This window comes from Lachnoclostridium sp. An118, from assembly GCF_002160985.1.
Lineage (GTDB): Bacteria > Bacillota > Clostridia > Lachnospirales > Lachnospiraceae > Claveliimonas > Claveliimonas stercoravium.
This window is the reverse complement of sequence record NZ_NFLQ01000004.1, coordinates 107,389-130,734: the sequence shown is the minus strand read 5'-3', so window position 1 is coordinate 130,734 and position 23,346 is coordinate 107,389. Positions and strand designations below refer to the sequence as shown.

Below are 23,346 nucleotides of genomic sequence, written 5' to 3'. Positions count from 1 at the left end.
CAAACCGGAATTTTACTTCTCCAATAATTTCAGAAACCGCTTGTCATTCATCTGTTCATTCGTAATATAGTTGCCATCGAAGAACAATGCGTATGTTGTGATTGGTGTCGGAGCATTTTGGGCTTCTTCTTTACTCTGCAAGTGAATAGCTTTAAATTGTATTGATTTTTCTTTTGCAATCCTCTCAATTACAGGGACATACTTCGCATTAAACGGGCATTGACTTGTATAATATAAAACATAGCCCATTTCGTCAGTGTGGGGATGTTTCGCACATTCTTTGAATTGTGGTAATGTTGCATTTTCGACAAACGGTAAATACCATAATTGAATACCATTATCGGCTTCATCACAAACTCGAAATCCCTTATACTTCAGAAATTTAGGATCTGCCAAAAAGGTTTTTTTCTTTGCCGCTGCTAAAATGCACAATCCCTTTTTCCCTTTATTTTTACTATCTTCAATACAAGCATTCAATAAATCTGACGAATAACCATGCCCTTTAAACGAACCCGCAACCCATAGACAATCAATATACATATATCCATCGGCTGAAATCGGATTCCATGCTTTTTCAGCAGGGATATATTCAATAAAACATTTTCCTCTTTCCGTGCTTTTGAGAAAAACTAAACCATCCCCAAATCGTTCTGACAACCATGCTTTTTTGGAAGATACTTGAATATCATTGTTATTAGAAATAGCACAGCATATATGCTCTTTTTCAATATTTTCGTTCGTAACCTTAATATATTCCATTATACAAAACCTCCACAACTTTCAATTCTCTGTTCTACAACTTAGGATTTATCGCTCTGTTCAGCTTCACAATAAATTGGAATTACAGGTTTCTCATATCATCTAACCTCTTTACTCTTTGATATGCACAAGCTAAAAATTCCTGAATAGATAAATCTTCATAATCCCAGTTCATAGGCTCCAGCGTTGTTGCGCCTTGATAGCCTGTGAGCGTTATCTTCCTCATGACATCTTTCCAATCAATATCACCATCAAAAGGAAGCTGATGCTGATTATGCTTCCCACCATTATCCTGCAAATGTAACGCCATTAAACGATTTCCGTACTTGTTCAGCAGATCAATATCTGGAGCATAGTTTTGATGATGACAGCTGTCATAACAGTAACCTACAAATTTTGACTGGAAAGCATTTAATACTCTATCCAGATTATTTATATTACTTAAATTTTCAAAGGCAATTTGAATCTCTTCATCTTCCGCCTTATGAATAATCTTTTCCAATCTTTTTAACCCCAGTTCATTAACTGGATATTGGTCAGCGGGCAAATGAATCACCATTGTGGGTATATGAAAGACAGCACAATCTTCTACACACCGAAAATATGTTTCATAGACATTTTCTCCCTCCAAATCATCTGATGATAAAAAATTCTGTCCATGGACTGGAGTGTGCATATTCTCTATTTCTAATCCGGCTTTTTTTGCCAAACTGACATCCTCTTGGTATCCTGCACCCCTTCCGAATTTGTCACTCCACCATAACATCACACAATCAAATCCAGCCATCTTTATTAATCTGTATCTTTCTTCAAAAGGCACATCAAAACTTCCACCATAGCCAAAGCAATCGTAGATTCCTACCATAGCCAGTCTCCTCTGTAAATTCCAATTTTCCTTCTCATTCCTCCGCAGCCTGTTTCTTCGCTTCCTCCAGCGGAAACTTCGGAATCTCCTCCAGCAGCTTCAAAATGATCTCTTGCTTCAGGTCCTCGTCTACATACTTTTTTACGCTTCCATCTGGCTGTTCTTCATTCAAAGTCGACATTTTTTCAATATAGTCTCCATAATATTCCAGCACTTCTTCGAGCGCCCATGTTTCCCCGGCTACTGCCGCTTCTATTGTATGCAGCTCCAACGTACATTCCTGTTCTTTCACAAAATCTCGCTCCTTTGCTTTCGATAGTCTTATCATACCATACCCTGACCGACTAGGACAGTATATCCTGCAGGTTCCCTCTAATTCTTTCCGGCGCATAAACCGCCTCAATCTCCATCCCGTCCTCTGTCTGATCCAGCCGCACATAATAATCCCGGATGTAGTAGCTGGTATACTGCTCCTGCAGGGAATACAGTTCCATCGTCTGAAAATCCACCAGGCACAGGTCCCTGGGCTTTGGTTCTTCCCCTTCCGGGCCATAGGTTTCCATGACAGAAAGCAGCTTATCCAGACACTTCTGGCACAGAATGGTTTTCGCCTTCTCCACATCCAGGATGCTGTCCTCCCCGTAACGGACTTCCACCGTGGAAATTCCACGGGAGGGTGTCTGGGTGCTGGAAAAGAAATCTCCGCCTTCCCCGGTTCCTGTCATGGAAGTTCTCGTTCCTTTCTTCTCCCCATCAGGTATATCCTGGCCAAGAATCCCCATATCCAGCACATACCATTGATTGACGCAGATCACGCCAAGATCATCAAACTGCCGGAAATATCCCATAAGGCTCTCCGGGGCAGTACCACACAGATAGCAGTTTTCTGGATCTTCCAGTTCTGAAGCAGCCTCTGCCAGTACCTTTCGCTCCGTCAAAACCTTGTCCGTATGGCTTTCCCCCCATCTTTTCACTGCTCCAAAAATTCCAGTGCAGGCGATGAGTACAGCCAGCAGTCCCATCCCCCAGACCAGTTCTTTTCGTATCCGATAATATTTCCCATTTTTCATTTCTCTTTACCCTCTTTATTTATGTCTGCAACAGTCATTATTTATGCTTGTTACGGGCATAAATAGTGTGTGGTACAGACACTATACATGCTTTACCATAAAGGCACATGTGGAAAGGGGGTGTACAGAACATGGAACAAACGGAACTCAGGCGGATTGGCAGAATCCTGAAGGAACGGCGGCTCCAACTCGGATACACCCAGGAGTATGCCGCAGAAAAAGCAGGTATATCCTATTCTTATTATACGAAGATTGAACGTGGACAGCAGCTCCCATCTTTGGAGATTGCCGTACTCCTGGCAAAAAACTTCAGCCTCTCCCTGGATCACTGGCTCTTAAACAAGACACAAAATGATGCGGTATCCCCGGCAGCGCTGGAGCTTGCCCGGTATGCTGCTTCACTGGATGACTTAACGATTCAGAAGATCCAGACCCTTCTTTCTAAAGCATCCCTTATAGAAAAGCTGGACTAATGGCAGGGCAGAGACGCCCTGTTTTTGTTTGCAATGTATTCATTGCAATTATAGCCGGAACAAACGGTAAAATCAAGGAAAGTGCAACGGATACATTGCAATACCCCGGCAGGAAGATTCGGTAACCCTGCGCACAGACCAGCCGAAGCAGATTACAGGGAAGGAGGCGGATGCCGCTATGGACCAGAAATTCAAACAAGATATGGAGATTGGCAGCACGATCCGCTCTTTGCGCATGGAGCGGCATCTTACACAGGAGCAGGTCGTATCAAAACTCCAGCTTATGGATCTGGACATCACCCGCAGCATCTACTCTCAGATAGAAGGCGGTACATACAGTATCCGCATCTCGGTCCTTGTTGGGTTGGCAAAGATTTTTCGTGTAGACTTCAACACCTTCTTCCGGAATATCCAGCTTCCCGATACGGATCAATAGCCTCTCCCGTCTGTTTTCTTTTTTCCAAAAGATACTTTCCCGGAAAAATGTCACAAATTTTTCTTGATTCTGCACAAAACTGGCAGGGTTTTGCGATTGTACCGTAAATGTCCCCATGATAAAATAGGTATTGTCAAAATTATATGCAGAGAAGACGCAGGCATCCCAGGCGGCAGCCTCCCGCTTGGGAATGGCTGCGTTTTTTCACGCATGGAAAGGAGGCTTCTTTTCCACAACTTCATATTGTATCCCTTTACAGAAGCAGTCCGTATTGACCGGGCTGCTTTTGCTTTATGAGGCGGAAAACTATAAGCGCGGGCGGGAATTTTTTCCCGTCCGTTTTTCAAAATCAATGAAGGAGGTCATACATGAGACAGTTACCTGTAAACTCTTCGCCGGAGAAGAAGGAGAAAAAACGGACAATCTGCTATGGAAAGTATCTGTATGCAGCCTTCCTTATTTTTACGCTCCTGTTAACGAATATCCAGCCGGTTTTAGCTGCCAATACCACTTTATGGGATAAAGCCAGCGAGATCATGAAGGATGTCTATAACCAGATTGTCCTCATATCCACCATTGCCGCTGTTGTAACCGCATCCGTCGCACTGCTTTTAATGAATTTCTCCAAATCCGGCAAGACCGTGGATGAAAGCCGTGCCTGGCTGAAGCGGATCATCATTACATGGGCGATCCTAAATGGGCTGGGATTTATCATGGCATATATCACCCCGTTCTTCGCTGATGGCAAATGGAATGGATAACGGAAAGGAGGCGTTCACATGGGAATCTTGGACGGGATTGTGGAATGGATTGCCGAACAGGTCATGAATATCCTGGACCTGATCACCACTTCCGTACTTGGGGCACTTGGCTGCTCCATGGATACCTTCCTGCGCTATTTTCCAGCCGCAGAAACGATGTACGATGTATTCCTGGCACTGGCACTTGGCCTCATCCTCTTAAACTGGGTGTGGCAGCTTTTCAAGAACTACTTCATGGGTGCTGGAATCGAAGCAGAGGATCCCATAAAGCTGTCGATCCGTTCCTTTCTTTTTATCTTCCTGGCCTTTTATGCGGAAGACATTGTAAACCTGCTTCTTGGTATCGCCGGAAAGCCTTATGACTGGATTCTGACAGAAGAGCTTCCCTCTTTGGACTTCGCCAGCTTCAATTCCGTGATTACCGTCATCCTGGGCGTGTGTGCCAATGGAGCGGTGGCCATCATCGCACTGATCCTGGTGTTGATCCTAGCCTGGAATTACATCAAGCTCCTGTTTGAAGCAGCGGAACGCTACATCCTTCTAGGGGTGCTGGTCTACACCGCCCCAGTTGCTTTTGCTACCGGCGCATCCCAGGCCACCGGGAACATCTTCAAATCCTGGTGCCGGATGTTGGGCGGACAGTTCTTCCTGCTTTTGATGAATGCCTGGTGCCTGCGTCTTTTCACCAGCATGGTCGGCACCTTCCTCGCAAACCCGTTATCACTCTGAAGAAAGGAGGAGACATGAAATATAAGAACATAGTCCTGAGCGGCATAGTCCTGGTCACCTGCCTGGTATTCTTTACCGCCATGCCTGCTTTCGCAGCAGACCTGACAGAAGCCCAGGTAGAAGAAGCCGTAGCGTCTCAGGGAAAGGAAGCCGTCACGGGGAACATCTTCATCTGGTTCCTCTGTGCGATTGCGTTCCTCAAGGTTTCCCAGAAGATCGACAGCTTTATGGCTTCATTAGGCATTAACGTGGGAAACACAGGCGGAAACATGATGGCAGAACTCTTGATCGCAGGCCGTGGGCTGACCGGAGCCTTCCACGGATACCGGGGAGGCGGTGGCTACCGCCGTGCATCCTCGCCTGGCAGTGCAGCGGTAGGAGGCAGCTTCCTATCCGGCGGTCTTGCCGGAGCAGTGGGCCGCCAGGTGCAGCGGGAAGCAGTCAATGCAGCTACACATTACTCAGAAGGCGCCAGCGTGGGGAACATGCTCTACCAGTCCTCCCTGAAAAAAGGCGGCGATTTTGCCAATAACGTCATCAGCAATATCGCTCATGGGAATTACGGGCAGGTCGGCTCCATCAAAGGGGAGGATGCGGCAAAAGCCTATGCCTCCTATATGGGAATCGACGCTTCTGCCCCGGATGCCGCCACCTATTCCAATATGGAGATCGGCGGCGGGCGCATGACCGGCGTGGAAAACTCCAATGGAGCCAGCCGGGAATTTGCCCTTTACAGTGCCGAGCAATATGCTGCCCCCACTCACGGCAGTTTTGAAACGGTTCAGTCCGTGGACGGCGCTGCCTGGTATAAGCAGTACGCCCAGGATACCGTGGAGAAAACGCCGTATGACGCCGGCAATGGAAAAGTCGCCTACAACGAATCCATTGTCCAGAAGCTCCCGCCGGCACCACAGCGGAAGGATAAAATGTAAATGGCGGAGCAAAGCTCCGGTCTTGGGGAAGCTGTTGATGTAGGCACCAGTGCAGCCTCCCACTTACATGCCATGAAAACCGCCGCACATCTATCCAAAACCGTGGCAGGTGCGGCAGCCGGTCCCTTTACAGCCGCTATCAGTGCTGTCATCGCCAACCGGCATACCCTTTTGAAAGCCGGAGCCGTGATCCTGGGATTCCTGTTGCTTCCGGTCCTTTTCATCCTGATGCTGCCTGGGCTGATCTTTGGCTCCCTGACAGAAAACACCGGTGCGTTAAACAGCAACGCCCTGATCAATGAAAATATCCAAAATGCCAGACAAGCCATTGTGGCGGTACTGGAAGAAAGCCATGCAGATCTTTTAGAAGAAATCAACGCTGCCATTGCCTCTCTTCCGGAAGGCTCCACCGTACAGATCGTAGATCCCTATGAGTCAACCATAGCGGTCAATGCGCATCTCTTGATCTCCCAGTTCTGCGCCAGCCAGGATGATTATGAGAATATCAATATAGAGAAACTCAAAAGCCTGATCCGTGAGAATAAGGATGGGCTTTTTTCATATGACGTAACGGAGGAAACCGTCTCTGTGGAAGTGGAGACAGAAGCCGCAGAGGGGGAAACGCCCCAGACGGAAACCGTGACCTTTACCCGCTATACCTATACCGTCAGTTTTGCAGGAGATTCCTATTTTGCAGACCATGTATTCCATCTGACAGACAAACAGAAGGAACTGGCAGAGAATTATGCCAACAACCTGACTCTCTTTTTTGGCGTCGCCTCCGGCACGGCTATGGCAATCAACCTAAGCGATGAGGTCCTTGCCTACCGCCCCCTGGTCACAGAGATTGCGGCCCGGTACGGGATGAGTGATTATGTGGAACTGATCCTGGCCGTGATGATGCAGGAATCCGGCGGGCGGGGGAACGATCCCATGCAGGCATCCGAAAGCGGCTATAACACCCGCTATCCCAGAGGCCCCGGTACGATCACTGACCCGGAATACTCCATTGAATGTGGCATCCAGGCGCTGCGGGACGTACTGACAAAAGCCGGATGTACCGGCCCTGCGGACCTGGACCGGATCAAGCTGGCCCTTCAGGGATACAATTATGGTTCTGCCTATATCGACTGGGCGATGGAACGGGATGGCGGCTATACCAAAGAAAACGCTATCGCCTACTCCGACATGATGTGTGCCCGTCCCGGCTGGAATTATTCCATCTACGGCGATAAAGAATATGTGGACCATGTGCTTCGCTATTACCAGGTGATGAACACCGGCGGCACTTATCCGGCAAACGGGATGCAGATTCCCCTCTACATCCAGAGGGAATACAGCAACATCCCTTATGGCACCGGTTCGATTGCGGACTGCGGCTGCGGCCCCACGGCATTTTCCATGGTGGCAAGCTACTTAACCGGCTCCACCATTACCCCGGTGGATGCGGTCGCCTGGTGCGGCAATTCCTATTATAAGCCGGGGTCAGGCACCTACTGGAACTACTTCCAGGCGGCTTGTGAACACTTTGGCTGCGGCAGCGTCACCCAGACCACGGATGCCAATGCTGTCCTGCAGGCCCTTTCCGAAGGGCGCCCGGTGATCTCCTCCCAGGGGCCGGGGTTATTTACCTCAGCCGGACATTTCATTGTCCTGCGGGGCCTGACTGCGGACGGGAAAGTATTGGTCAACGATCCCAACGACAGTGACGACAAAAACTATGTGAACCGTGCTTTTGATATGATGACGGAAATCCATGCCACCTCTTCGCAGTATTGGATTTTCGATAAGAAATAAAGGAGTGCTTATGAGCAGAATAAAACTGATCCTGTCCATCCTCCTGATGCTCTTCCTTTTGGCAGTCGGCATCTTTCTTCCTTCCAGGCTCCGTGAGCGAAAGGAACCCCCGAAGCAGGGGAAGGAAACGGTTTCTGCCGAAAAGGAAGCGAAACAAAATGAGCTGACAGAGATGGATTTTTTGTCCTTTGAAGAACTGAGCCAGTTCTTCTCCTTTGCCCAGACTGCATCCTTAAAGGAGCAGTTTCCAGTATATCTTACCCATGCCGGGCGGAGCGATATTACTTCTGCAGAATATCTGCCGGACGAAACAGCGTACCCGGATACCATAACGGTCGAACTGCATTTTCTCCTGTCCGATGACAGTACCCTCCCGGTGTTTTACGACACCATGACGGGTACTTTTTCATTTGGAGAGGAACGGGAGGTGCTGGGAGCCTCCGGGCAGACCTATGAAAAGCCGGTAGTAGATACCCTTCCGCCTGTTTCCGCCAGCGAAGTAGAACAACGCCAGGAAGGCGGCTATGCAGATGTAGCCGCACCGGAAAAGGAGACACCACAGGCCGAAACGGATGCGCCGGCCGAAAGCAGTACCCAGGAGGAGGGAACGGCTTCTGCAGCAGAACCACAGACCAGAGAGGAGGTGCAGCCATGAGCAGCCCGGATGACCAGCGGACATCCTTTATTCCGCCAAATTTTATCGAAAAAGGGAAGATCTTAAACGGTACGTTTGATATCCGTAACGCGATTGAAGCCATCATCTTTGCGCTTCTGATCGGCGTTCCGGTAGTCCACCTTCCGCTTTCCCTGACCACACGCATTATTATCCTGTGCATGACCGCCCTTCCGGTGGCGATGATATCCCTCATCGGGATCGGCGGCGAGAGCATCACGGCTTTCCTGATGAACGCCCTGCGCTTTGTCAAAAACCGCCGGGTAGTATACCGCATGGATGTCATGCCAGACCCAAAGAAGAAGCGCCGGAAACAGCCGGGGACAAGAGAACCCAAAAAAGAGCCCAAAGAACCGGGCAAGAAACGAAAGAAAAAGGGGAAAGCCTTAAACCGTGAAATCCCCCCGGAATCTCCGGTCCCTTTTGAGGCTTCCGGGGAGGCTAAGGATACGGTTCCAGATTCCTCCCCGGCGGATCCCTCCTGTGTCTCCCAAAAGAAGAACCGCAGGCAGCGCCAAAAACCCAAAGTCCGGGAACGGAAAACCTACGATACCTCTACACGCCGGGGAATCCGAAAGCAGGCCAGGGAGGATATCCGCCAACTGGCTTATGAACAGAAATGTGCTAAAAAGGAAGCCCGCAGGATACAGAAAGAGGCCCGTGAAGCGCTCCGCCTGGAAAAACGACGTGCAGCCGAAGCAGCCCGCCTGGCGGCCCAGGAGGAAAAGGCTGCCAGGAAAGCAGCTTCCCGTGCCCGGAAACACCCGGACGCGGATGAGGCACAGACAGAACAAAAGAAACAAAGCCCTTCCCGCAGCTCCGGGAAGAAAAAGAAACGCAGGTTTCAGAGCATTGAGGATTATCTGCCAGTTGATAAGATTGAGCACGGCGTCATCTATACCACAGATGGGCGGTATATCAAGATCCTTGAAGTGGAGCCGATTAACTTTCTGCTCCGGAGCAGCCGGGAACAACTGGGGATCATCTACAGCTTCATCAGCTATCTGAAGATCAGCCCGGTCAAGCTGCAGATCAAAATGATCTCCAAACGTGCGGACATCAACCAGCACCTGGACAAAGCCAGAAAGGAAATGGAAACTGAGACCGATCCCCATTGCAAAGAGCTGCAGGAAGATTACCTGAAGTTTGTCCGGAATTTAAGTTCCAGGGAGGCAGTCTCCCGGCGGTTCTTCCTTATTTTTGAATATGAGCCGTTCAACATGAACCGGAAGGTCACGGAGCGGGAAATCCTGGAATCCCTGGAGACGACAGCGCAGACCGCCAAGACCTTCCTGTACCAGTGCGGCAATGAAGTCACAGACCATGAGAACCCGGATGAATTTTCCACGGATGTCCTCTATACGCTTTTGAACCGCTCCCTCTGCGTATCCCATCCTTTGCCGGAACGAATCGCCTCTGTGCTGGCACAGCATACAAAAGAGCAGACGGATGAGGAAGAAATCCGCATCAACGAGTTTCTCTCTCCCGAATCCCTGGATTTCAGGCACTCCGGCTATGTGCTCATCAACGGGGTCTACCACTCCTATCTGTATGTGCCGTCGGCAGGCTATAAAAGCCAGGTCGTTCCCGGGTGGCTTTCGCTTCTGGTCAATGCGGGGGAAGGCATTGATGTAGATTTTTACCTCCAGCGGCAGCCAAAGGATAAGGTACAGCAGCGGCTGGGACAGCAGATCCGGATCAACCGCTCCAAACTAAAGGATGCTTCCGATACAAACACCGACTACGACGATCTGGATTCTGCGATCCGTTCCGGCTATTTCTTAAAACAGGGGCTGGCAAATAACGAAGACTTCTATTATATGAGCCTTCTCATCACTGTCACAGCTTCTACTTTAGAAGAACTGCAGTGGAGGATACAGGAGATGAAAAAACTCCTGATCTCCCAGGATATGGACCTGCGCACCGCCTATTTCCTTCAGGAACAAGGCTTTTTATCCTCCCTTCCCCTTGCATCCCTGGATAAGAAGCTGTACCGGCTCTCCAGGCGCAATGTCCTTACCAGCGGGGCTGCAAGCTGCTATCCCTTTGTCAGCTACTCCATCTGTGATGACAACGGGATCTTATTTGGCGTCAACAAGCACAATAACAGCCTTGTTATTGCCGATATCTTTGACTCCCGCCAGTATAAAAACGCAAACCTGGCAATCTTAGGATGCTCTGGCGCAGGCAAGACGTTCACCATGCAGCTTTTTTCCACCCGGATGCGGCGCAAGAATATCAAAGTATTTATCATCGCCCCGCTGAAAGGCCATGAGTTCTACCGTGCCTGCAAGAATATCGGCGGGGAGTTCATCCAGATCTCCCCCGCCAGCCGCAACTGCATCAACATCATGGAGATCCGGAAAACAGATAACTCGGTCAATGAGCTGCTGGACGGTCCTTCTATGGACAACTCGGCGCTCGCCGGGAAGATCCAGAAGCTGCATATCTTCTTCAGCCTGCTTATCCCGGATATGACCCATGAGGAGCGGCAGCTTCTGGATGAGGCGCTCATTAAGACCTATGCAAGAAAAGGGATCACCCATAAGAATGAATCCCTCCTGGATCCGGTCCATCCGGAGCGCTACAAGCCCATGCCGGTCCTGGAGGATGTCTATGATGTCCTCATGGAAAGCCCCGATACCAAACGGCTGGCCCATATCCTGAACCGGCTGGTCCACGGCTCTGCCTCTTCCTTTAACCAGCAGACTAATGTGGACCTGGCCAACAAGTATACGGTCCTTGACATCTCCGAACTGACTGGCGACCTGCTGACCGTAGGGATGTTTGTTGCCCTGGATTATGTCTGGGATATCGCAAAAGAAAACCGGACGGAGGAAAAAGCGATCTTCGTGGATGAAGTCTGGCAGCTCATCGGGGCATCCAGCAACCGCCTGGCGGCAGAATTTGTCCTGGAAATTGCAAAGATCATCCGTGGCTACGGCGGTTCTGCCGTCTTTGCCACCCAGGACCTCAATGACTTTTTTGCCCTGGATGACGGCAAGTACGGAAAGGGCATCATCAATAATTGCAAGACCAAAGTCATCCTCAACATGGAAGATGAAGAGGCGCAGCGTGTCAAACAGATCCTGCACCTCTCGGAAACGGAGGTGATGAACATTACACACTTCCAGAGGGGCAATGGTCTGATTTCCACAAATAATAATAACATCACTGTGGAATTTAAGGCATCCGCCCTGGAAAAAGAGCTGATTACCACAGACCGCCAGGAGCTTTTAGAGATCCTGGAGCGGCAGAGACAAAAAGCCGCCGGTTAAGGATGCCGAATGTACCCGAAAGGAAGCGTCTGATGCAGGGCAGGCGCTTCCCTTTTTCTTACGCCCCTGTACCTTTTTGAAAAGGAGGAGACTTATGAAACAAATGAAAACCCACATCCTCCGCCGCTGTTTTGCGTTCCTGATGGCAGCAATCGTCCTTGCGGGGACAGCCATCACAAGCCCCATGACAGCCCATGCAGCGGACGGAACCTTAAACTTTAAGACCGGGGAACTGATTTCCTACGGGGATTACTTTACCACAAAGATGTCTGTGGACGATAACGGCACAGCCTACTGTGTCCAGCCCATGAAAAAGACACCACCTGCTGGCAGCTATCAGTACGACCTGCTGGGAAAAGACTCCGCGCTCCGCAAAGCGCTCTACTACCTGCCCGGCGGTTACGGCTATGAAGAGCAGGATATTGCCGGCACCTATTTAAGCGGCTGGTCTGAAAATGACCGCTACGTGATCGGGCATCTGGTGTCATCCTATGTTTACAGCGGCTATGATGCCGGTAGCGGTGCTTTTTATGGAGCGCCTCAAAACTACATTGATAAAGCCGTGGAGATTGCCAATGCCATCCAGGGGCTGCCCGCACCGCCGGATTCCTTCCGGGCCTTTATCATCCCCTCTGACAGCAGGCAGACGGTTGCCGGATGCTGGTACGAAAAACCTTATGGCTGGATCGAGATCCAGAAGTCCACAGCAAATGGCTCCGTTTCTGACGGGAACGGCAATTATAGCTTAAAAGGCGCCCAGTACGGCATCTATCAGGGGGATACCCTGGTGGAGACACTCACCACGGATGAAAACGGCTATGCCAAATCCGGGGATCTTGCAGTCGGCAGCTATACGCTCAAAGAGCTTTCCCCGTCTCCGGGATACGCCCTGGATACCAATGCTTACGATGTGACTGTTTCTTCCAATGAAACAGCAAAAGCAGAGGTCAAGGAAATCCCCCAGAATAATCCCCTCTCCCTGGTACTCCAGAAGCTGGATGCCGATCTCAAGGATGCAGTCCCACAGGGCGCCGCCAGCTTAAAAGGGGCAGAATTTACAGTCAAATTCTACACGGCAGTCTCCGATACGGATCCGGCTGCAGGCGGCAGTGAGCCGGAGCGCTCCTGGGTATTCCGTACAGGAGAAGACGGGAAGATTTCCTTTACGGAGGATTACAAAGTCAGCGGGGATGAGTTCTACTACGCAAGCGATGGGAAAACGCTGTGTGTGCCGCTTGGCACCGTGACCATCCAGGAGACCAAAGCGCCGGAGGGCTACCAGCTCAACGATACGGTATTTGTTCTGCCAATCTCCAGCAGCGGTACGGCCGAAACTGTCTCCGCTTACCAGGCGCCGGATGTACCGGATGCAGTCATCCGGGGCGGCGTAAAAATCCAGAAACGGGACCTGGAGACCGGCGGCACGACACCCCAGGGCGGAGCTACACTGGAAGGCGCTGCATTTGCTATCACTTCTCTAAACGAGAATCCGGTGGTCGTGGATGGGAAGACCTACCAGAAGGAGGAAGTCGTCCTGACCATCAAGACCGACGCCTCCGGACTTGCTTCCACTGCTGCAGACGCCCTGCCTTATGGCAGTTACCGGGTAGACGAAGTGACGCCTCCCACCGGTTATTTAGGGGAAGGCACTCTCTCTGCCGAGTTTACCATCTCCAAAAATGGGGAAATAGTGGACCTGACCGGAGATGACAGCTCCATCTCGAACCAAATCATCCGGGGCGGCGTGAAAGTCCAGAAGCGTGATATCGAAACCGGGGAAGCTGCCGCTCAGGGCGGTGCCACCTTAGAAGGCGCAGAATTTACTATTACCAGCTTAAATGCCAACCCGGTCCTCGTAGACGGGGAAACCTACGAAAACGGGGATGTGGTTCTGACCCTTGTGACCGATAAGAAGGGGCTGGCTGCCACTGCGAAAGATGCCCTGCCTTACGGCCATTACCGGATGGATGAGACAAAAGCGCCGGAAGGCTACTTAAACGAAGGCCGCCTCTCCCTGGAATTTGACATCACCGAAAACGGCAAGATCGTGGAACTGACCGAAACCGGTTCTTCCATTGAAAACCAGGTCATCCGTGGCGACCTTGAGCTTGTGAAGGTCAGTGACGGGGATCTGTCCCGGCTCGCAGGCGTCCCCTTTTCCATAACCTCAAAGACAACCGGGGAAAGCCATACCATTGTAACCGATCAAAACGGTTATGCCAGCACCTCTGCTGAATGGAACAAACATACCTCCAACACCAACCGGGGCGAGACGGCGGAAGACGGCATCTGGTTTGGAACTTCAAAGCCGGATGACTCCAAAGGAGCGCTGATCTATGACACCTATACCATTGAGGAGCAGCGCTGCGAAGCCAATGAGGGCCGAAATCTTCTCTCTTTTGATGTGGAAGTCTATAAAAATGCCGTAACCATTGACCTTGGCACACTGACCAATGACAAAGTGGAGATCGAGACAACAGCACTGGATAAGGAAAGCGGCTCCCACATGGCAAAACCCGATGAGAAGGTAACGATTGTGGACACCGTAGAGTATGAAGGGCTGAAAAAAGGCGTGGAATACCGGGTGGTCGGCACGCTCATGAACAAAGAAACTGGGGAACCTTTTGAGATCGACGGGAAACCGGTCACAGCAGAGACGACCTTTACGGCTAAAAAGTCTACCGGCAGCGTGGAAGTAGAGTTTATCTTTGACGCTACGGGCCTGGGCGGAACTACTGTTGTCTGCTTCGAGGAACTGTGGCACGATGACCTGAAAATGGCGGTCCACGCCGATATTGAAGATCAGAACCAGTCCATCTTCTTTCCGGAGATCGGTACTCAGGTGAAAGATTCCGAAACCGGTCTTCAGATTGCTCATGCAGATGAAGAGGTAACGCTCATTGATACCGTATCCTATTCCAACGTACCCGTCGGAGAAGAGCTTACCCTGAAGGGAATCCTGATGGACAAAGAAACCGGGGAAGCGCTTGAGATAGATGGAGAAACCGTGACCTCTGAACTCACCTTCACACCGGAGAAATCAGAAGGAACCGTGGACGTGGAATTTACCTTCAACGCTACAGAGGCGGCAGGCAAGACACTGGTTGTCTTTGAGTCCCTGTATTACGGGGAGGAAGAAATCGCTTCCCACAAGGATCTCGATTCACCGGAACAGACCCTGGTCCTGCCTTCTGTCAGCACTACTGCAAGAAATCCGGAACTTGGGAACCAGACCGGTCTTGCGAAAACGGAAGCATCCATTACGGATACAGCCGAATATACCAACCTTATTGCCGGGGAAACCTTTACCATCCGGGGAACCCTGATGGATCAGGAAACCGGCGAAGAGCTGCTCATTGATGATAAGCCGGTTACCGCAGAAGCGGAATTTACCCCAGAGGAGTCTTCCGGCACGACAGAGCTGACCTTTTCGCTCAACGCCGAATCCCTGGCCGGGAAAACACTGATCGTCTTTGAAGAGATCCTTTACAAAGACCAGGTGGTTGCCTCCCACAGAGACATCTCCTCTGACCCCCAAAGCATTTATTTCCCGCAGATCGGCACCTCTGCCACAGATGGGGAGGACGGGGACCAGGAGATCCTCGCAGACAGCGAAGTGACCATCAAAGATACCGTTTCCTATGAAAACCTGATCCCCGGAGCATCCTATCTCGTAAAAGGCGTGCTGATGGATCAGGAGACCGGGGAGGAACTGCTGCTTGACGGCAATCCGGTCACAGCGGAAACCACCTTTACCCCGGAGGAGCGAAGCGGATCTGTGGATGTCCTCTTTACGCTGGATGGCAGCTCCCTTGCCGGGAAATCCCTGGTTGTTTTTGAAACCCTCTACTATGTGGCGGAGGACGGGACACCCCATGAGATCTGCTCTCACCGGGAGATCGACGATGAGGGTCAGACCGTACATCTAAGTGAAAATCCTCCGGAAGTGCCGGAAGAGCCGAAGGAGACCCCTTCCGTATCGAATCCGGTCAAGACCGGGGATGACGCCCCCATCCTTCTTTACCTCGGCATCGGGGCAGGCGCTCTTGTCCTTGCCGGAGCGCTGACTATCCTGTATCTGCGCAAGCGGAAACACCAGGACAACCAGTAACTGACAACTCTGTTTTTGACAGGCGGTTTCCCAGACCAGGGAGCCGCCTGCCTCTATGGAAGGTGACAGATATGGAACGAATCCACTGCATGGCAGATGCCAAACACATCCGGCGTTTCCTGGACTGCTGTGAAGGGAATTGGCATCAGTGCGTATATGTACGCTGCGCCTCCTGCCAGACTCCCGGATACTGCCGGCAATCCGACTTCTTATACCATCCGGATACGGAGGGGAAGCCCTGCGTCCTTTCCATGAAGGATGCCCGGCTGCTTTTCGCCCGACTGCCAGAGCCTACAGAGTGCGCCGGTGCGATGACGAAAGAACAGTTTTCCTCCCTGTACCGCCCTTTCCTAGAAAAAGAAAAGGTTCTTGACAGTCCCTGCCTGCCGGAAGCGCTGCTGCGTCTCCAGGAGGCGGCCTGTTATGACTGGTAAAGTTGCGTTTTACGGAGCTTCAACGTATAGAATTAATAAGAAAATGAAAGGAGGAACTTGTTATGAGTCACCTGATCACAGCTATTGTCTGGATTGACAAGGCATTTACCACCCTGATCTTTCTCCCGATCCTCTACATCCTGTACCGGAAGTTCCGTACTGCCAAGACCTGGACGCCCCGCGCCCTGCAGCTGTACCTGGTCTGCAAGGTGCTGGTGATCCTGTTCCTGGTGCGTATCTTCTGCGCCGGTTTCATCTTCACGCCAGTCAATTACGGAAGGTTTACGGACAGCGGTCTGTTTCCGCTGATCAAGGCCATCTTTTACTCTGACCTGCCGTAAAAATGGTGAAACATGCCATTTGGTCCGAATCTGGGACCAGTTTCGGCGTTCATCCTATGGGCATCTGTCACCTTTATCCTTACACTATAAGTAAGCAATACGTAGAAAACGATAAACGTATGTTGTACTTATACCATACGCATGAAATCGAGGTGAACAGACTATGAAACAGAAAAAATCTATCCGATGCCCCTACTGTGGCAGCACTGCTATCCTACGGGACGCTTCCTTCGTCTATGGCGACCGCTCCTATGGCGGCAAGGTTTATGTTTGCAGCGACTATCCCACATGTAATGCCTATGTGGGCGTCCACCCTGGCACACGGATTCCCAAAGGCACGCTGGCGGATCCGGCACTCCGGAAAAAGCGGATGCTGGCTCATCATGTGTTCGACCAGATCTGGCAGCGGGGAATTTTAAGCCGGGCAGATGCTTACCGCTGGATGGCGGACAAGTTCTGCCTCTCCGATGAGCAGGCACATATCGGACAATTTGGAAGTTATATGTGTGACCAGGTAATCCTGGAATCCCGGAAACTCCTGGCAAACTACTGCCTTCAGGCGGCAGGCTGAAAGGAGGGGAAAACGATGACCACACCTATGACACCCAATCAAAAACAGTTGGCAGAGGAACACATGGACCTGGTTCCAAGGATGGTAGCTGTGTTGACAAAAAGATTTCCACTGTGCAATGACCAGTGGCAGGAACTATGCCAGGTCGGATACCTCGCACTGTGCCGGGCAGCCGTATCCTGCAAGGAGGGCTATTCCTTTTCCCCGTATGCCCATGCTGCGATCTGCAATGCCATTTATGATTTCTGGCGGCGTGATATCCGGGAAAAAAAACACCTCTGCTCCCTGCTGGAAGATCAACCGGAACCATCAAGCGTGGAACCCGGCTGGTATTCGCCTGAAGAGCAGACACTTCCGGAGAGCTTCCTCCATTCCTTAAAGGCTACGGAGGCAGGCGCTTATCTGGAGACACTAAAAGCTACCCAGTGCAGCACCATCCAGAAAGGCATCGAAGCCATCTGCTACCAGCTTGAAGGCTATTCGAGCAAGGAATTGTCCACCCATTACCGGGTGCCTGCCAACCACATCCGGGCATGGCAGAGCAAGGCCCGCAGATTCTTAGCCCAGGACGCCACACTTTATGCCCTATTATCCTGAAATAATATGAGGAGGAACTTACTATGCTTACGCTCTATACTGCTGTCGGTATTTTGAAATTTGAACGAACAAACGGGAAGCCGGTTCCCTATATCATCAACAACCAGAAAGAATACGGGATGTCCAAAGATGAAATCCTCGTATGGAGCAGTCTGGCGTTCCAGATTCTCACTTACCCTGAATTGGAACAGTTTGTAGAAAAGACCTGTGCGGACTCTGGGCAGTGCATCTCCATGCCTCTATCCCACTATCTGAACCGGCTGCTCCTGCGGGGACTTTTAGTAAAAGGGATGGGAGTCAGCGCAGTGGATGCCCTGTACCGTCTCATTGGGACGCTGACCATCACCCCCATAGAAGACCGGTTCCTTCCACGTCTTGGAAGTGCATTGCTGCTCTACCTTCACAAAAAGGTACGTCTGAAAGACTTCCCTGAGCTTCTTCGCAAAGCAAAATGCACGCCTACTGAACAGAAAGTCCTTAAACTGGCAGGAAAGGCACCGCTGTCCACAGTAGAACTATTGCTTAGTATAGAGCGGGGCATCTTGATTCAGAAGGAAGAGGATATCCTGGATAAACTCTATACAGCGCCAGAGGATACCTGCAGCACTCTTACAGATACGGTACAGATCACACACACCCAGTATCCTATTCTGCAGGCAGTCAGCAGCCTGTATTTAAACCAGCAGATCCTGTTCCAAAAAATATAGATCCGAAAGGAGATCCCTTATGCCAAAACCGTTATTTACCCGGCTGGCTGCCATCTGCGCAGTCGGCCTTTTTTGTGTCCTGTTTGGATGCGTCTATGCCCTGACACAGAAAGATACCATCCTTCTCACCATGAGCCTTCTCCTGGGGGTATGCTGCATCATCCGCTTTCTGCTTTTGTACCATGCCATCCAAAAAGAAGCGTATCTCATCCTAGAGGGCGTCTGCCTGAAGCGGGAAAAATCTCCCCTCACCAGAAGCCAGAAGATCCTGATACGCACTGCGGAAGGGAAGGAATACCGCTTCCGGCTGGAGAAGCAGACCCGGCTTTTAGTTGGCCACTACTACCGGTTCTATTTTAAAAAGGAAGGCTATCTGGAGAATACAGCCGGGGACCTGCCGTCCACGCCAGCGCTGATCGGTTACGAAGAACTGACGGAAGTATCTGCAGAAGAATAAAAAATGTCCTGTACAACTGGAATCAATCAGGTGTACAGGACACTTTCTCGTCAGAAACGAAATCGTCTCTTATCTTTTCACAAGATGTATAAATTAATTGCTCGTATAATGTGTCTCAGAGGATCGGGTTCATCCTCAATCTTATCATCTAACTTTTTTTCAAAATTCTTGCAAAATTTTATGTGTGCCTCATAATAATCATCTGACAATTTTCCACCTTCTGTAATAACCAATATTAAATATTCCACAAAATCTCGAAAATGATCTGTAATCCCTAAAATCAAATTAAATAATGACTCCAGTTTAATACACGTATTTGGCACCACTTGTATATCAGTCGCTAACCCCTTTTGCCATTGTTTGTCATCTCCAACAGGAGCATTATAAAATTGATAATTTCCTTTTCTATCAAATGAATATCTTGCAAAATCAAAATGAGCATCTACACGTTTGAACTCTTCAACTAATTCTACCACTTCTGATAATGCCATTTTTTCTGTAGAATTCATATTTAATTCGCTTAATCTTTCTCGTAATGCATCTAAATAATCCTTAATATTATGATTTTGCTTCATTTTAGTCTCCGTATTAGTTATCAAACTTATCGCATAGATACTACTTTTCAGCCATAATTCCACTCCATGCCACACACTAAATAAAACAGGGAACACCATTGTATCTGCCATATTTTGAGGGTTATGGCTATATATAATAGAATATAAGGCTATGATGGCATTTGCCATGTATGCTTTCCCCATTTCAAAATTATCACTAATTCCTTGAAATGGATTTTCTTTATTATTACCTCCCATAGAATCATCGAAACGCCAGTTAAGAAAAGCATATCCATTTGGGTTGTTATAATCTATATCTTTCTCTCCATAAAATATCTGCATACGCAATATCTCCTCAAATTGTAATCCTTTGCTATTCATAATATCAAAAATACACCCTAATTACTATACTATTAGAAAATCCCAGGGGCTCACTCCCCTGGGACATCTACAAACTTGTATCCGACTCCCCACACGGTCTGGATATATTCTTTCTTTGTAACCTTTCTCAGCTTTTGGCGGATATTCCCGATGATACAGAACACCGCACTGCTTACATCCACCGGCTCTTCCTTCCAGACTGCCTGGTAGATCTGCTCTTTCGTGAAGACTCTCCCTGGCTGACTGGCAAGATAAACAAGTGTCTGAAATTCATAAGTCTCTGTAAGAGGAAGAGCGCTCCCCTCGTAAGAAACCTGATGTTGGATCGGATCAATACAAAGTCCGGAATAGTTAATCACTTCCTTCTTCTCTTTTACAGTTTGTATGGCATCAAATTCTGCCAGAAGCCGTTCTGTTACTTTTCCAGATGATTCCGTAATACGTAGGATGATTTCGATCTGCTCCATCGCTCTGCCACCTGCCAATTATTATCATATTTATGAATTAATTTCTTTCAACGTTAATTACTTTCTGAGTCCAGTCGCGGTAAAAATCTTCCTCATGTGATACAATTAATACAGTTCCAGCAAAATCCATAAGTGCTGTTTTCAATGCTTCCTTTGCTTGTACATCCAGATGATTTGTAGGTTCATCCAAAATTAGAAAATTACAAGGTGTTAAAGTCAGCAGGCACATTTTTACTTTTGCCTGTTCTCCTCCACTTAATGTTTCAACAGGCTGCATTGCGTGTTTGCTTGATATTCCACAACGTGCTAACTGTTTACGGACATCTTTGATTACCATATCGGGATGAGCATTGGAAACAATTTGTATTGGTGTCTTTTCTGGTTCATCCCATAATAAATCCTGTTCAAAATATCCAATCGTAACCTGATCGGAGAATTTAAACTCCCCTTGCATTAACGGGATTTTCCCGATTAAGGTTTTTAACAAGGTTGATTTTCCAATTCCATTGAATCCTGTAATAACAACTTTTTGCCCTCCCATAATACTAAATTCTATATCTGACAATACAGGATAATGATAGCCAACCGCCAAATGCTTCACAAGAAGATGTTCCGTATTCGTCAAGGGCAAAACAGGAAAATGGAAATAGGGGATAATCTCTTTTTGATCTATCGCCTCCAGTTTCTCCATACGATCGAGCTGCTTTTGCCGTCCCCTTGCCATTTTTGCTTTTCTTCCCGCTATATTCTTTCGTATAAATTCTTCTGTCTTTTTAATTTTCTTTTGCTGGGCCGCATATTGTCTTACATAATCTTCCCGAAGCAAGGTTTTCTTCCGCAAAAATTCAGAATATGTGCCATAGTATTTCGTAATCGCATTGTTGTCTATATCACAAATGCGGTTCGCTACCTTATCCAGAAAGCTAAAATCATGGGAAACAACTAAAAAAGCGTTTTCTAAATTAGATAGATATTCTGCCAGCCATGATATATGCTCTTTATCTAAAAAGTTAGTCGGCTCATCTAATAATAATACATCTGGTTTTTCAAGTAATAACTTTGCTAAAATCACCTTGGCTCGTTGGCCTCCACTCATTTCCGCAATGGATCGTTCAAGACCAATGGCAAGCAACCCTAATCCATTTGCGACACGTTCTATCGTAGTATCAATAGAATAAAAGTCATGTGTTTCAAGCTGCTCCTGATAACGAGCGGCAAGCTCCATGCTTCTTAAATCTCCCTCAGCAGCCTTTTCATATAACTGTATCGTCTGCGCCTCCATCTCAAACAACTTTGCAAACGCTGATTTCAAAAAATCTTTCATCGTCACTGTACGGTCGATTTCTGCGTATTGGTCTAAGTACCCAATCGTAATATCCGGCTGCCAGATAATCCGTCCATGATCAGGTATAATCTTTTCTGTACAGATTTTAATTAAAGTGCTTTTCCCTGTCCCGTTCTGTCCAACAATACCAATGTGTTCTCCTTTATTCAATGTAAAACTGGCATTTCTATAAAGCGTATTTTCTCCAAAAGAATGTGATAATCCTTCAACTTCTAATAAACTCATTTCTTTGATTCCTTTCTACATAAAAAAATAAAAAGGCAGAAAGTCATGATACAAATGGTATCCGCCTTCTGCCTTTAATATGGTAATCCAAAATAACAAAAGGCTACAGACAAAACATTGCCTATAGCCTTATACACATCATAGCTACACGGAAAGCCAATTTCTAAAAATGGATATAGTATTCCCTTGGCTTTCCGATGAAATCTAACTGCGTTATTTATACGCTATACTCTGTACAATGTTTCATCGGAATGGATTGTACAGAGTTGATTTTCTTTTTTCTCCGATCAGTCAAATGAAAATTCATGGTTTATCTCCTTCTCAAGAGGTGTCATCTCAGTTCCAAATAATACTATGAGGAACATTTTTTGTCAATCTCTAACTTTAACTATCTACAGACTTATGAATATTACTTTCCGACATTAGAGCAATCCATAAATCATATATGAAACCCCCAGGGGATCACTCCCCTGGGACATCCACAAATTTGTATCCAGCTCCCCACACCGTCTGGATGTATTCTTTCTTTGTAACCTTCCGCAGTTTCCTGCGGATGCTAGATATGATACAGAACACCGCAATAACGAGATTACCGCTACCATTGCAAAACTATATCGACTATGAAGCATATGGCAGGGACTTGTCCATAGAGAGACGTTCATTGAAACAAGCCGAGGGATATGCGAGATACCATATTAGAGCTGGCAGATCAGCGACAGGCAAGGTCGCTACTGACAGCTTTTTGTATTTTATGGGGCAGTCAGAAGCAGGCTGTCCTCTATCCAAAGAGATTTACAAGCGGTAAAAATTTCGTTGCTTACACGTTCAAGCAACGCTATAATGAACCTCGAAACGCCGTAATAATGGTATGTCAAAGAATTTTTACAAGAAAAAATCGCCTTTTAAAAAGTTTTTTGATAGACATTGTACTTTGAATATGGATAATAGGCACTGAAAGGAGCAATCGCAAATATGGAAATAGGAAAGAAATTAAAAGACGCTAGATTACATTCCGGTCTGACACAGGAAAAGGTAGCAGAAGAACTCAATGTGTCCCGTCAAACCATTTCAAATTGGGAGAATGAAAAATCTTATCCAGATATTATCAGCGTCATTGGATTAAGTAACTTATATTCCATAAGTCTGGACGATTTGCTGAAAGGAGATGAAAAAATGATGAAACATCTGGAAGAAAGTACAAATGTTGTAAAGAGTAATCAAAAATTGATAGGGGCAATCCTTATCAATATCGTACTTGTTGCAGTTGTGATAACTTTGAGTATGTTTATCCCAAACAATCGAATTTACCTTGTCGGTATTTTCTGCTTAATGGTTATCAGTGCGTCTGCGTTGCTGTATCAAATCATTCAAAAAATTTAAGGA

The 23,346-nt window shown here is 48.2% G+C and carries 25 protein-coding genes; 17 read left to right on the top strand and 8 right to left on the bottom strand.

Annotated features, from left to right (window positions below):
- Window positions 1–12 precede the first annotated feature (12 nt).
- From B5E62_RS05090 to B5E62_RS05075, 4 genes are all read right to left on the bottom strand, one after another.
- Window positions 13–759 (bottom strand): N-acetyltransferase, encoded by a 747-nt coding sequence (locus tag B5E62_RS05090; RefSeq protein WP_087173551.1) that lies wholly within the window; start codon window positions 757–759, stop codon window positions 13–15.
- 82 nt (window positions 760–841) lie between these two features.
- Window positions 842–1,624, bottom strand: coding sequence for a sugar phosphate isomerase/epimerase family protein (locus B5E62_RS05085; protein WP_087173550.1), 783 nt, complete (start codon window positions 1,622–1,624; stop codon window positions 842–844).
- 34 nt (window positions 1,625–1,658) lie between these two features.
- Window positions 1,659–1,916, bottom strand: a complete 258-nt coding sequence (locus B5E62_RS05080; RefSeq protein ID WP_242957717.1) for a helix-turn-helix domain-containing protein — start codon at window positions 1,914–1,916, stop codon at window positions 1,659–1,661.
- Between the two features lie 52 nt (window positions 1,917–1,968).
- Window positions 1,969–2,694 carry a hypothetical protein gene (locus tag B5E62_RS05075; RefSeq protein ID WP_087173548.1) on the bottom strand — a complete coding sequence of 242 codons (726 nt, stop codon included), beginning with the start codon at window positions 2,692–2,694 and terminating at the stop codon, window positions 1,969–1,971.
- A 131-nt stretch (window positions 2,695–2,825) separates the two neighbouring features.
- On the opposite strand from B5E62_RS05075, the gene B5E62_RS05070 reads away from it, so the two are divergent.
- The 15 genes from B5E62_RS05070 to B5E62_RS05000 all read left to right on the top strand — a co-directional run bounded on the left by B5E62_RS05070 (window position 2,826) and on the right by B5E62_RS05000 (window position 18,991).
- Entirely contained in the window at window positions 2,826–3,167 is a 342-nt protein-coding gene (locus tag B5E62_RS05070) for a helix-turn-helix domain-containing protein (protein ID WP_162610259.1), read from the top strand.
- A gap of 178 nt (window positions 3,168–3,345) precedes the next feature.
- Window positions 3,346–3,603 (top strand): helix-turn-helix domain-containing protein, encoded by a 258-nt coding sequence (locus B5E62_RS05065; RefSeq protein WP_087173546.1) that lies wholly within the window; start codon window positions 3,346–3,348, stop codon window positions 3,601–3,603.
- A 368-nt stretch (window positions 3,604–3,971) separates the two neighbouring features.
- A complete protein-coding gene (locus tag B5E62_RS05060) occupies window positions 3,972–4,364 on the top strand; it encodes a fimbrial protein (RefSeq protein ID WP_087173545.1) in 393 nt (130 codons plus the stop codon).
- 18 nt (window positions 4,365–4,382) lie between these two features.
- Window positions 4,383–5,093 carry a conjugal transfer protein TrbL family protein gene (locus tag B5E62_RS05055; RefSeq protein ID WP_087173544.1) on the top strand — a complete coding sequence of 237 codons (711 nt, stop codon included), beginning with the start codon at window positions 4,383–4,385 and terminating at the stop codon, window positions 5,091–5,093.
- A 14-nt stretch (window positions 5,094–5,107) separates the two neighbouring features.
- Complete coding sequence (locus B5E62_RS05050; RefSeq protein WP_087173543.1) at window positions 5,108–6,025, top strand: hypothetical protein; 918 nt, start codon at window positions 5,108–5,110, stop codon at window positions 6,023–6,025.
- Window positions 6,026–7,822, top strand: coding sequence for a lysozyme family protein (locus B5E62_RS05045; RefSeq protein WP_087173542.1), 1,797 nt, complete (start codon window positions 6,026–6,028; stop codon window positions 7,820–7,822). It begins immediately after the preceding gene.
- 10 nt (window positions 7,823–7,832) lie between these two features.
- Entirely contained in the window at window positions 7,833–8,477 is a 645-nt protein-coding gene (locus B5E62_RS05040; protein WP_162610258.1) for a DUF5038 domain-containing protein, read from the top strand.
- Window positions 8,474–11,773 carry a VirB4 family type IV secretion system protein gene (locus tag B5E62_RS05035; RefSeq protein ID WP_087173540.1) on the top strand — a complete coding sequence of 1,100 codons (3,300 nt, stop codon included), beginning with the start codon at window positions 8,474–8,476 and terminating at the stop codon, window positions 11,771–11,773. The genes B5E62_RS05040 and B5E62_RS05035 overlap by 4 nt, the downstream gene beginning before the upstream one ends.
- A 94-nt stretch (window positions 11,774–11,867) precedes the next feature.
- Complete coding sequence (locus tag B5E62_RS05030) at window positions 11,868–15,884, top strand: VaFE repeat-containing surface-anchored protein (RefSeq protein ID WP_143468804.1); 4,017 nt, start codon at window positions 11,868–11,870, stop codon at window positions 15,882–15,884.
- 71 nt (window positions 15,885–15,955) lie between these two features.
- Window positions 15,956–16,318 carry a hypothetical protein gene (locus B5E62_RS05025; protein WP_087173538.1) on the top strand — a complete coding sequence of 121 codons (363 nt, stop codon included), beginning with the start codon at window positions 15,956–15,958 and terminating at the stop codon, window positions 16,316–16,318.
- Between the two features lie 62 nt (window positions 16,319–16,380).
- Window positions 16,381–16,659: a hypothetical protein gene (locus B5E62_RS05020; protein ID WP_087173537.1), complete on the top strand. Its 279-nt coding sequence runs from the start codon at window positions 16,381–16,383 to the stop codon at window positions 16,657–16,659.
- Between the two features lie 163 nt (window positions 16,660–16,822).
- On the top strand, window positions 16,823–17,230 hold the full coding sequence (locus tag B5E62_RS05015; RefSeq protein WP_087173536.1) for a DUF3268 family zinc-finger domain-containing protein: 408 nt from the start codon (window positions 16,823–16,825) through the stop codon (window positions 17,228–17,230).
- Between the two features lie 15 nt (window positions 17,231–17,245).
- The gene (locus tag B5E62_RS05010) at window positions 17,246–17,827 is read left to right on the top strand and encodes a sigma-70 family RNA polymerase sigma factor (RefSeq protein WP_087173535.1); all 582 of its coding nucleotides are present in this window, start codon (window positions 17,246–17,248) and stop codon (window positions 17,825–17,827) included.
- 23 nt (window positions 17,828–17,850) lie between these two features.
- Complete coding sequence (locus B5E62_RS05005; RefSeq protein ID WP_087173534.1) at window positions 17,851–18,534, top strand: hypothetical protein; 684 nt, start codon at window positions 17,851–17,853, stop codon at window positions 18,532–18,534.
- A gap of 19 nt (window positions 18,535–18,553) precedes the next feature.
- Complete coding sequence (locus B5E62_RS05000; RefSeq protein WP_087173533.1) at window positions 18,554–18,991, top strand: hypothetical protein; 438 nt, start codon at window positions 18,554–18,556, stop codon at window positions 18,989–18,991.
- A gap of 77 nt (window positions 18,992–19,068) precedes the next feature.
- On the opposite strand, the gene B5E62_RS04995 is transcribed toward B5E62_RS05000, so the two are convergent.
- The 4 genes from B5E62_RS04995 to B5E62_RS17630 all read right to left on the bottom strand — a co-directional run bounded on the left by B5E62_RS04995 (window position 19,069) and on the right by B5E62_RS17630 (window position 22,539).
- Window positions 19,069–19,887 (bottom strand): hypothetical protein, encoded by an 819-nt coding sequence (locus B5E62_RS04995; protein WP_087173532.1) that lies wholly within the window; start codon window positions 19,885–19,887, stop codon window positions 19,069–19,071.
- Window positions 19,888–19,976: 89 nt separating this feature from the next.
- Window positions 19,977–20,393, bottom strand: coding sequence for a winged helix-turn-helix domain-containing protein (locus tag B5E62_RS04990; RefSeq protein WP_087173531.1), 417 nt, complete (start codon window positions 20,391–20,393; stop codon window positions 19,977–19,979).
- Window positions 20,394–20,430: 37 nt separating this feature from the next.
- On the bottom strand, window positions 20,431–21,963 hold the full coding sequence (locus tag B5E62_RS04985) for an ABC-F family ATP-binding cassette domain-containing protein (protein WP_087173530.1): 1,533 nt from the start codon (window positions 21,961–21,963) through the stop codon (window positions 20,431–20,433).
- 462 nt (window positions 21,964–22,425) lie between these two features.
- Window positions 22,426–22,539, bottom strand: a complete 114-nt coding sequence (locus B5E62_RS17630; RefSeq protein ID WP_242957716.1) for a winged helix-turn-helix domain-containing protein — start codon at window positions 22,537–22,539, stop codon at window positions 22,426–22,428.
- Between B5E62_RS17630 and B5E62_RS17225 the strand changes: the two genes are divergently transcribed.
- Together B5E62_RS17225 and B5E62_RS04970 are read left to right on the top strand one after the other, a co-directional pair.
- Entirely contained in the window at window positions 22,517–22,768 is a 252-nt protein-coding gene (locus B5E62_RS17225; RefSeq protein WP_334293344.1) for an antirestriction protein ArdA, read from the top strand. The two genes, B5E62_RS17630 and B5E62_RS17225, sit on opposite strands and share 23 nt — an antisense overlap.
- Window positions 22,769–22,935: 167 nt before the next feature.
- Entirely contained in the window at window positions 22,936–23,343 is a 408-nt protein-coding gene (locus B5E62_RS04970) for a helix-turn-helix domain-containing protein (RefSeq protein WP_087173527.1), read from the top strand.
- The last annotated feature ends 3 nt before the right edge of the window (window positions 23,344–23,346 follow it).

Coding starts and splice junctions, on each gene's coding strand:
- B5E62_RS05090 (WP_087173551.1), bottom strand. CDS start 759: ATGGAATATATTAAGGTTACGAACGAAAATATTGAAAAAGAGCATATA.
- B5E62_RS05085 (WP_087173550.1), bottom strand. CDS start 1,624: ATGGTAGGAATCTACGATTGCTTTGGCTATGGTGGAAGTTTTGATGTG.
- B5E62_RS05075 (WP_087173548.1), bottom strand. CDS start 2,694: ATGAAAAATGGGAAATATTATCGGATACGAAAAGAACTGGTCTGGGGG.
- B5E62_RS05070 (WP_162610259.1), top strand. CDS start 2,826: ATGGAACAAACGGAACTCAGGCGGATTGGCAGAATCCTGAAGGAACGG.
- B5E62_RS05065 (WP_087173546.1), top strand. CDS start 3,346: ATGGACCAGAAATTCAAACAAGATATGGAGATTGGCAGCACGATCCGC.
- B5E62_RS05060 (WP_087173545.1), top strand. CDS start 3,972: ATGAGACAGTTACCTGTAAACTCTTCGCCGGAGAAGAAGGAGAAAAAA.
- B5E62_RS05055 (WP_087173544.1), top strand. CDS start 4,383: ATGGGAATCTTGGACGGGATTGTGGAATGGATTGCCGAACAGGTCATG.
- B5E62_RS05050 (WP_087173543.1), top strand. CDS start 5,108: ATGAAATATAAGAACATAGTCCTGAGCGGCATAGTCCTGGTCACCTGC.
- B5E62_RS05045 (WP_087173542.1), top strand. CDS start 6,026: ATGGCGGAGCAAAGCTCCGGTCTTGGGGAAGCTGTTGATGTAGGCACC.
- B5E62_RS05040 (WP_162610258.1), top strand. CDS start 7,833: ATGAGCAGAATAAAACTGATCCTGTCCATCCTCCTGATGCTCTTCCTT.
- B5E62_RS05035 (WP_087173540.1), top strand. CDS start 8,474: ATGAGCAGCCCGGATGACCAGCGGACATCCTTTATTCCGCCAAATTTT.
- B5E62_RS05030 (WP_143468804.1), top strand. CDS start 11,868: ATGAAACAAATGAAAACCCACATCCTCCGCCGCTGTTTTGCGTTCCTG.
- B5E62_RS05025 (WP_087173538.1), top strand. CDS start 15,956: ATGGAACGAATCCACTGCATGGCAGATGCCAAACACATCCGGCGTTTC.
- B5E62_RS05020 (WP_087173537.1), top strand. CDS start 16,381: ATGAGTCACCTGATCACAGCTATTGTCTGGATTGACAAGGCATTTACC.
- B5E62_RS05015 (WP_087173536.1), top strand. CDS start 16,823: ATGAAACAGAAAAAATCTATCCGATGCCCCTACTGTGGCAGCACTGCT.
- B5E62_RS05010 (WP_087173535.1), top strand. CDS start 17,246: ATGACCACACCTATGACACCCAATCAAAAACAGTTGGCAGAGGAACAC.
- B5E62_RS05005 (WP_087173534.1), top strand. CDS start 17,851: ATGCTTACGCTCTATACTGCTGTCGGTATTTTGAAATTTGAACGAACA.
- B5E62_RS05000 (WP_087173533.1), top strand. CDS start 18,554: ATGCCAAAACCGTTATTTACCCGGCTGGCTGCCATCTGCGCAGTCGGC.
- B5E62_RS04995 (WP_087173532.1), bottom strand. CDS start 19,887: ATGCAGATATTTTATGGAGAGAAAGATATAGATTATAACAACCCAAAT.
- B5E62_RS04990 (WP_087173531.1), bottom strand. CDS start 20,393: ATGGAGCAGATCGAAATCATCCTACGTATTACGGAATCATCTGGAAAA.
- B5E62_RS04985 (WP_087173530.1), bottom strand. CDS start 21,963: ATGAGTTTATTAGAAGTTGAAGGATTATCACATTCTTTTGGAGAAAAT.
- B5E62_RS17225 (WP_334293344.1), top strand. CDS start 22,517: ATGCTAGATATGATACAGAACACCGCAATAACGAGATTACCGCTACCA.
- B5E62_RS04970 (WP_087173527.1), top strand. CDS start 22,936: ATGGAAATAGGAAAGAAATTAAAAGACGCTAGATTACATTCCGGTCTG.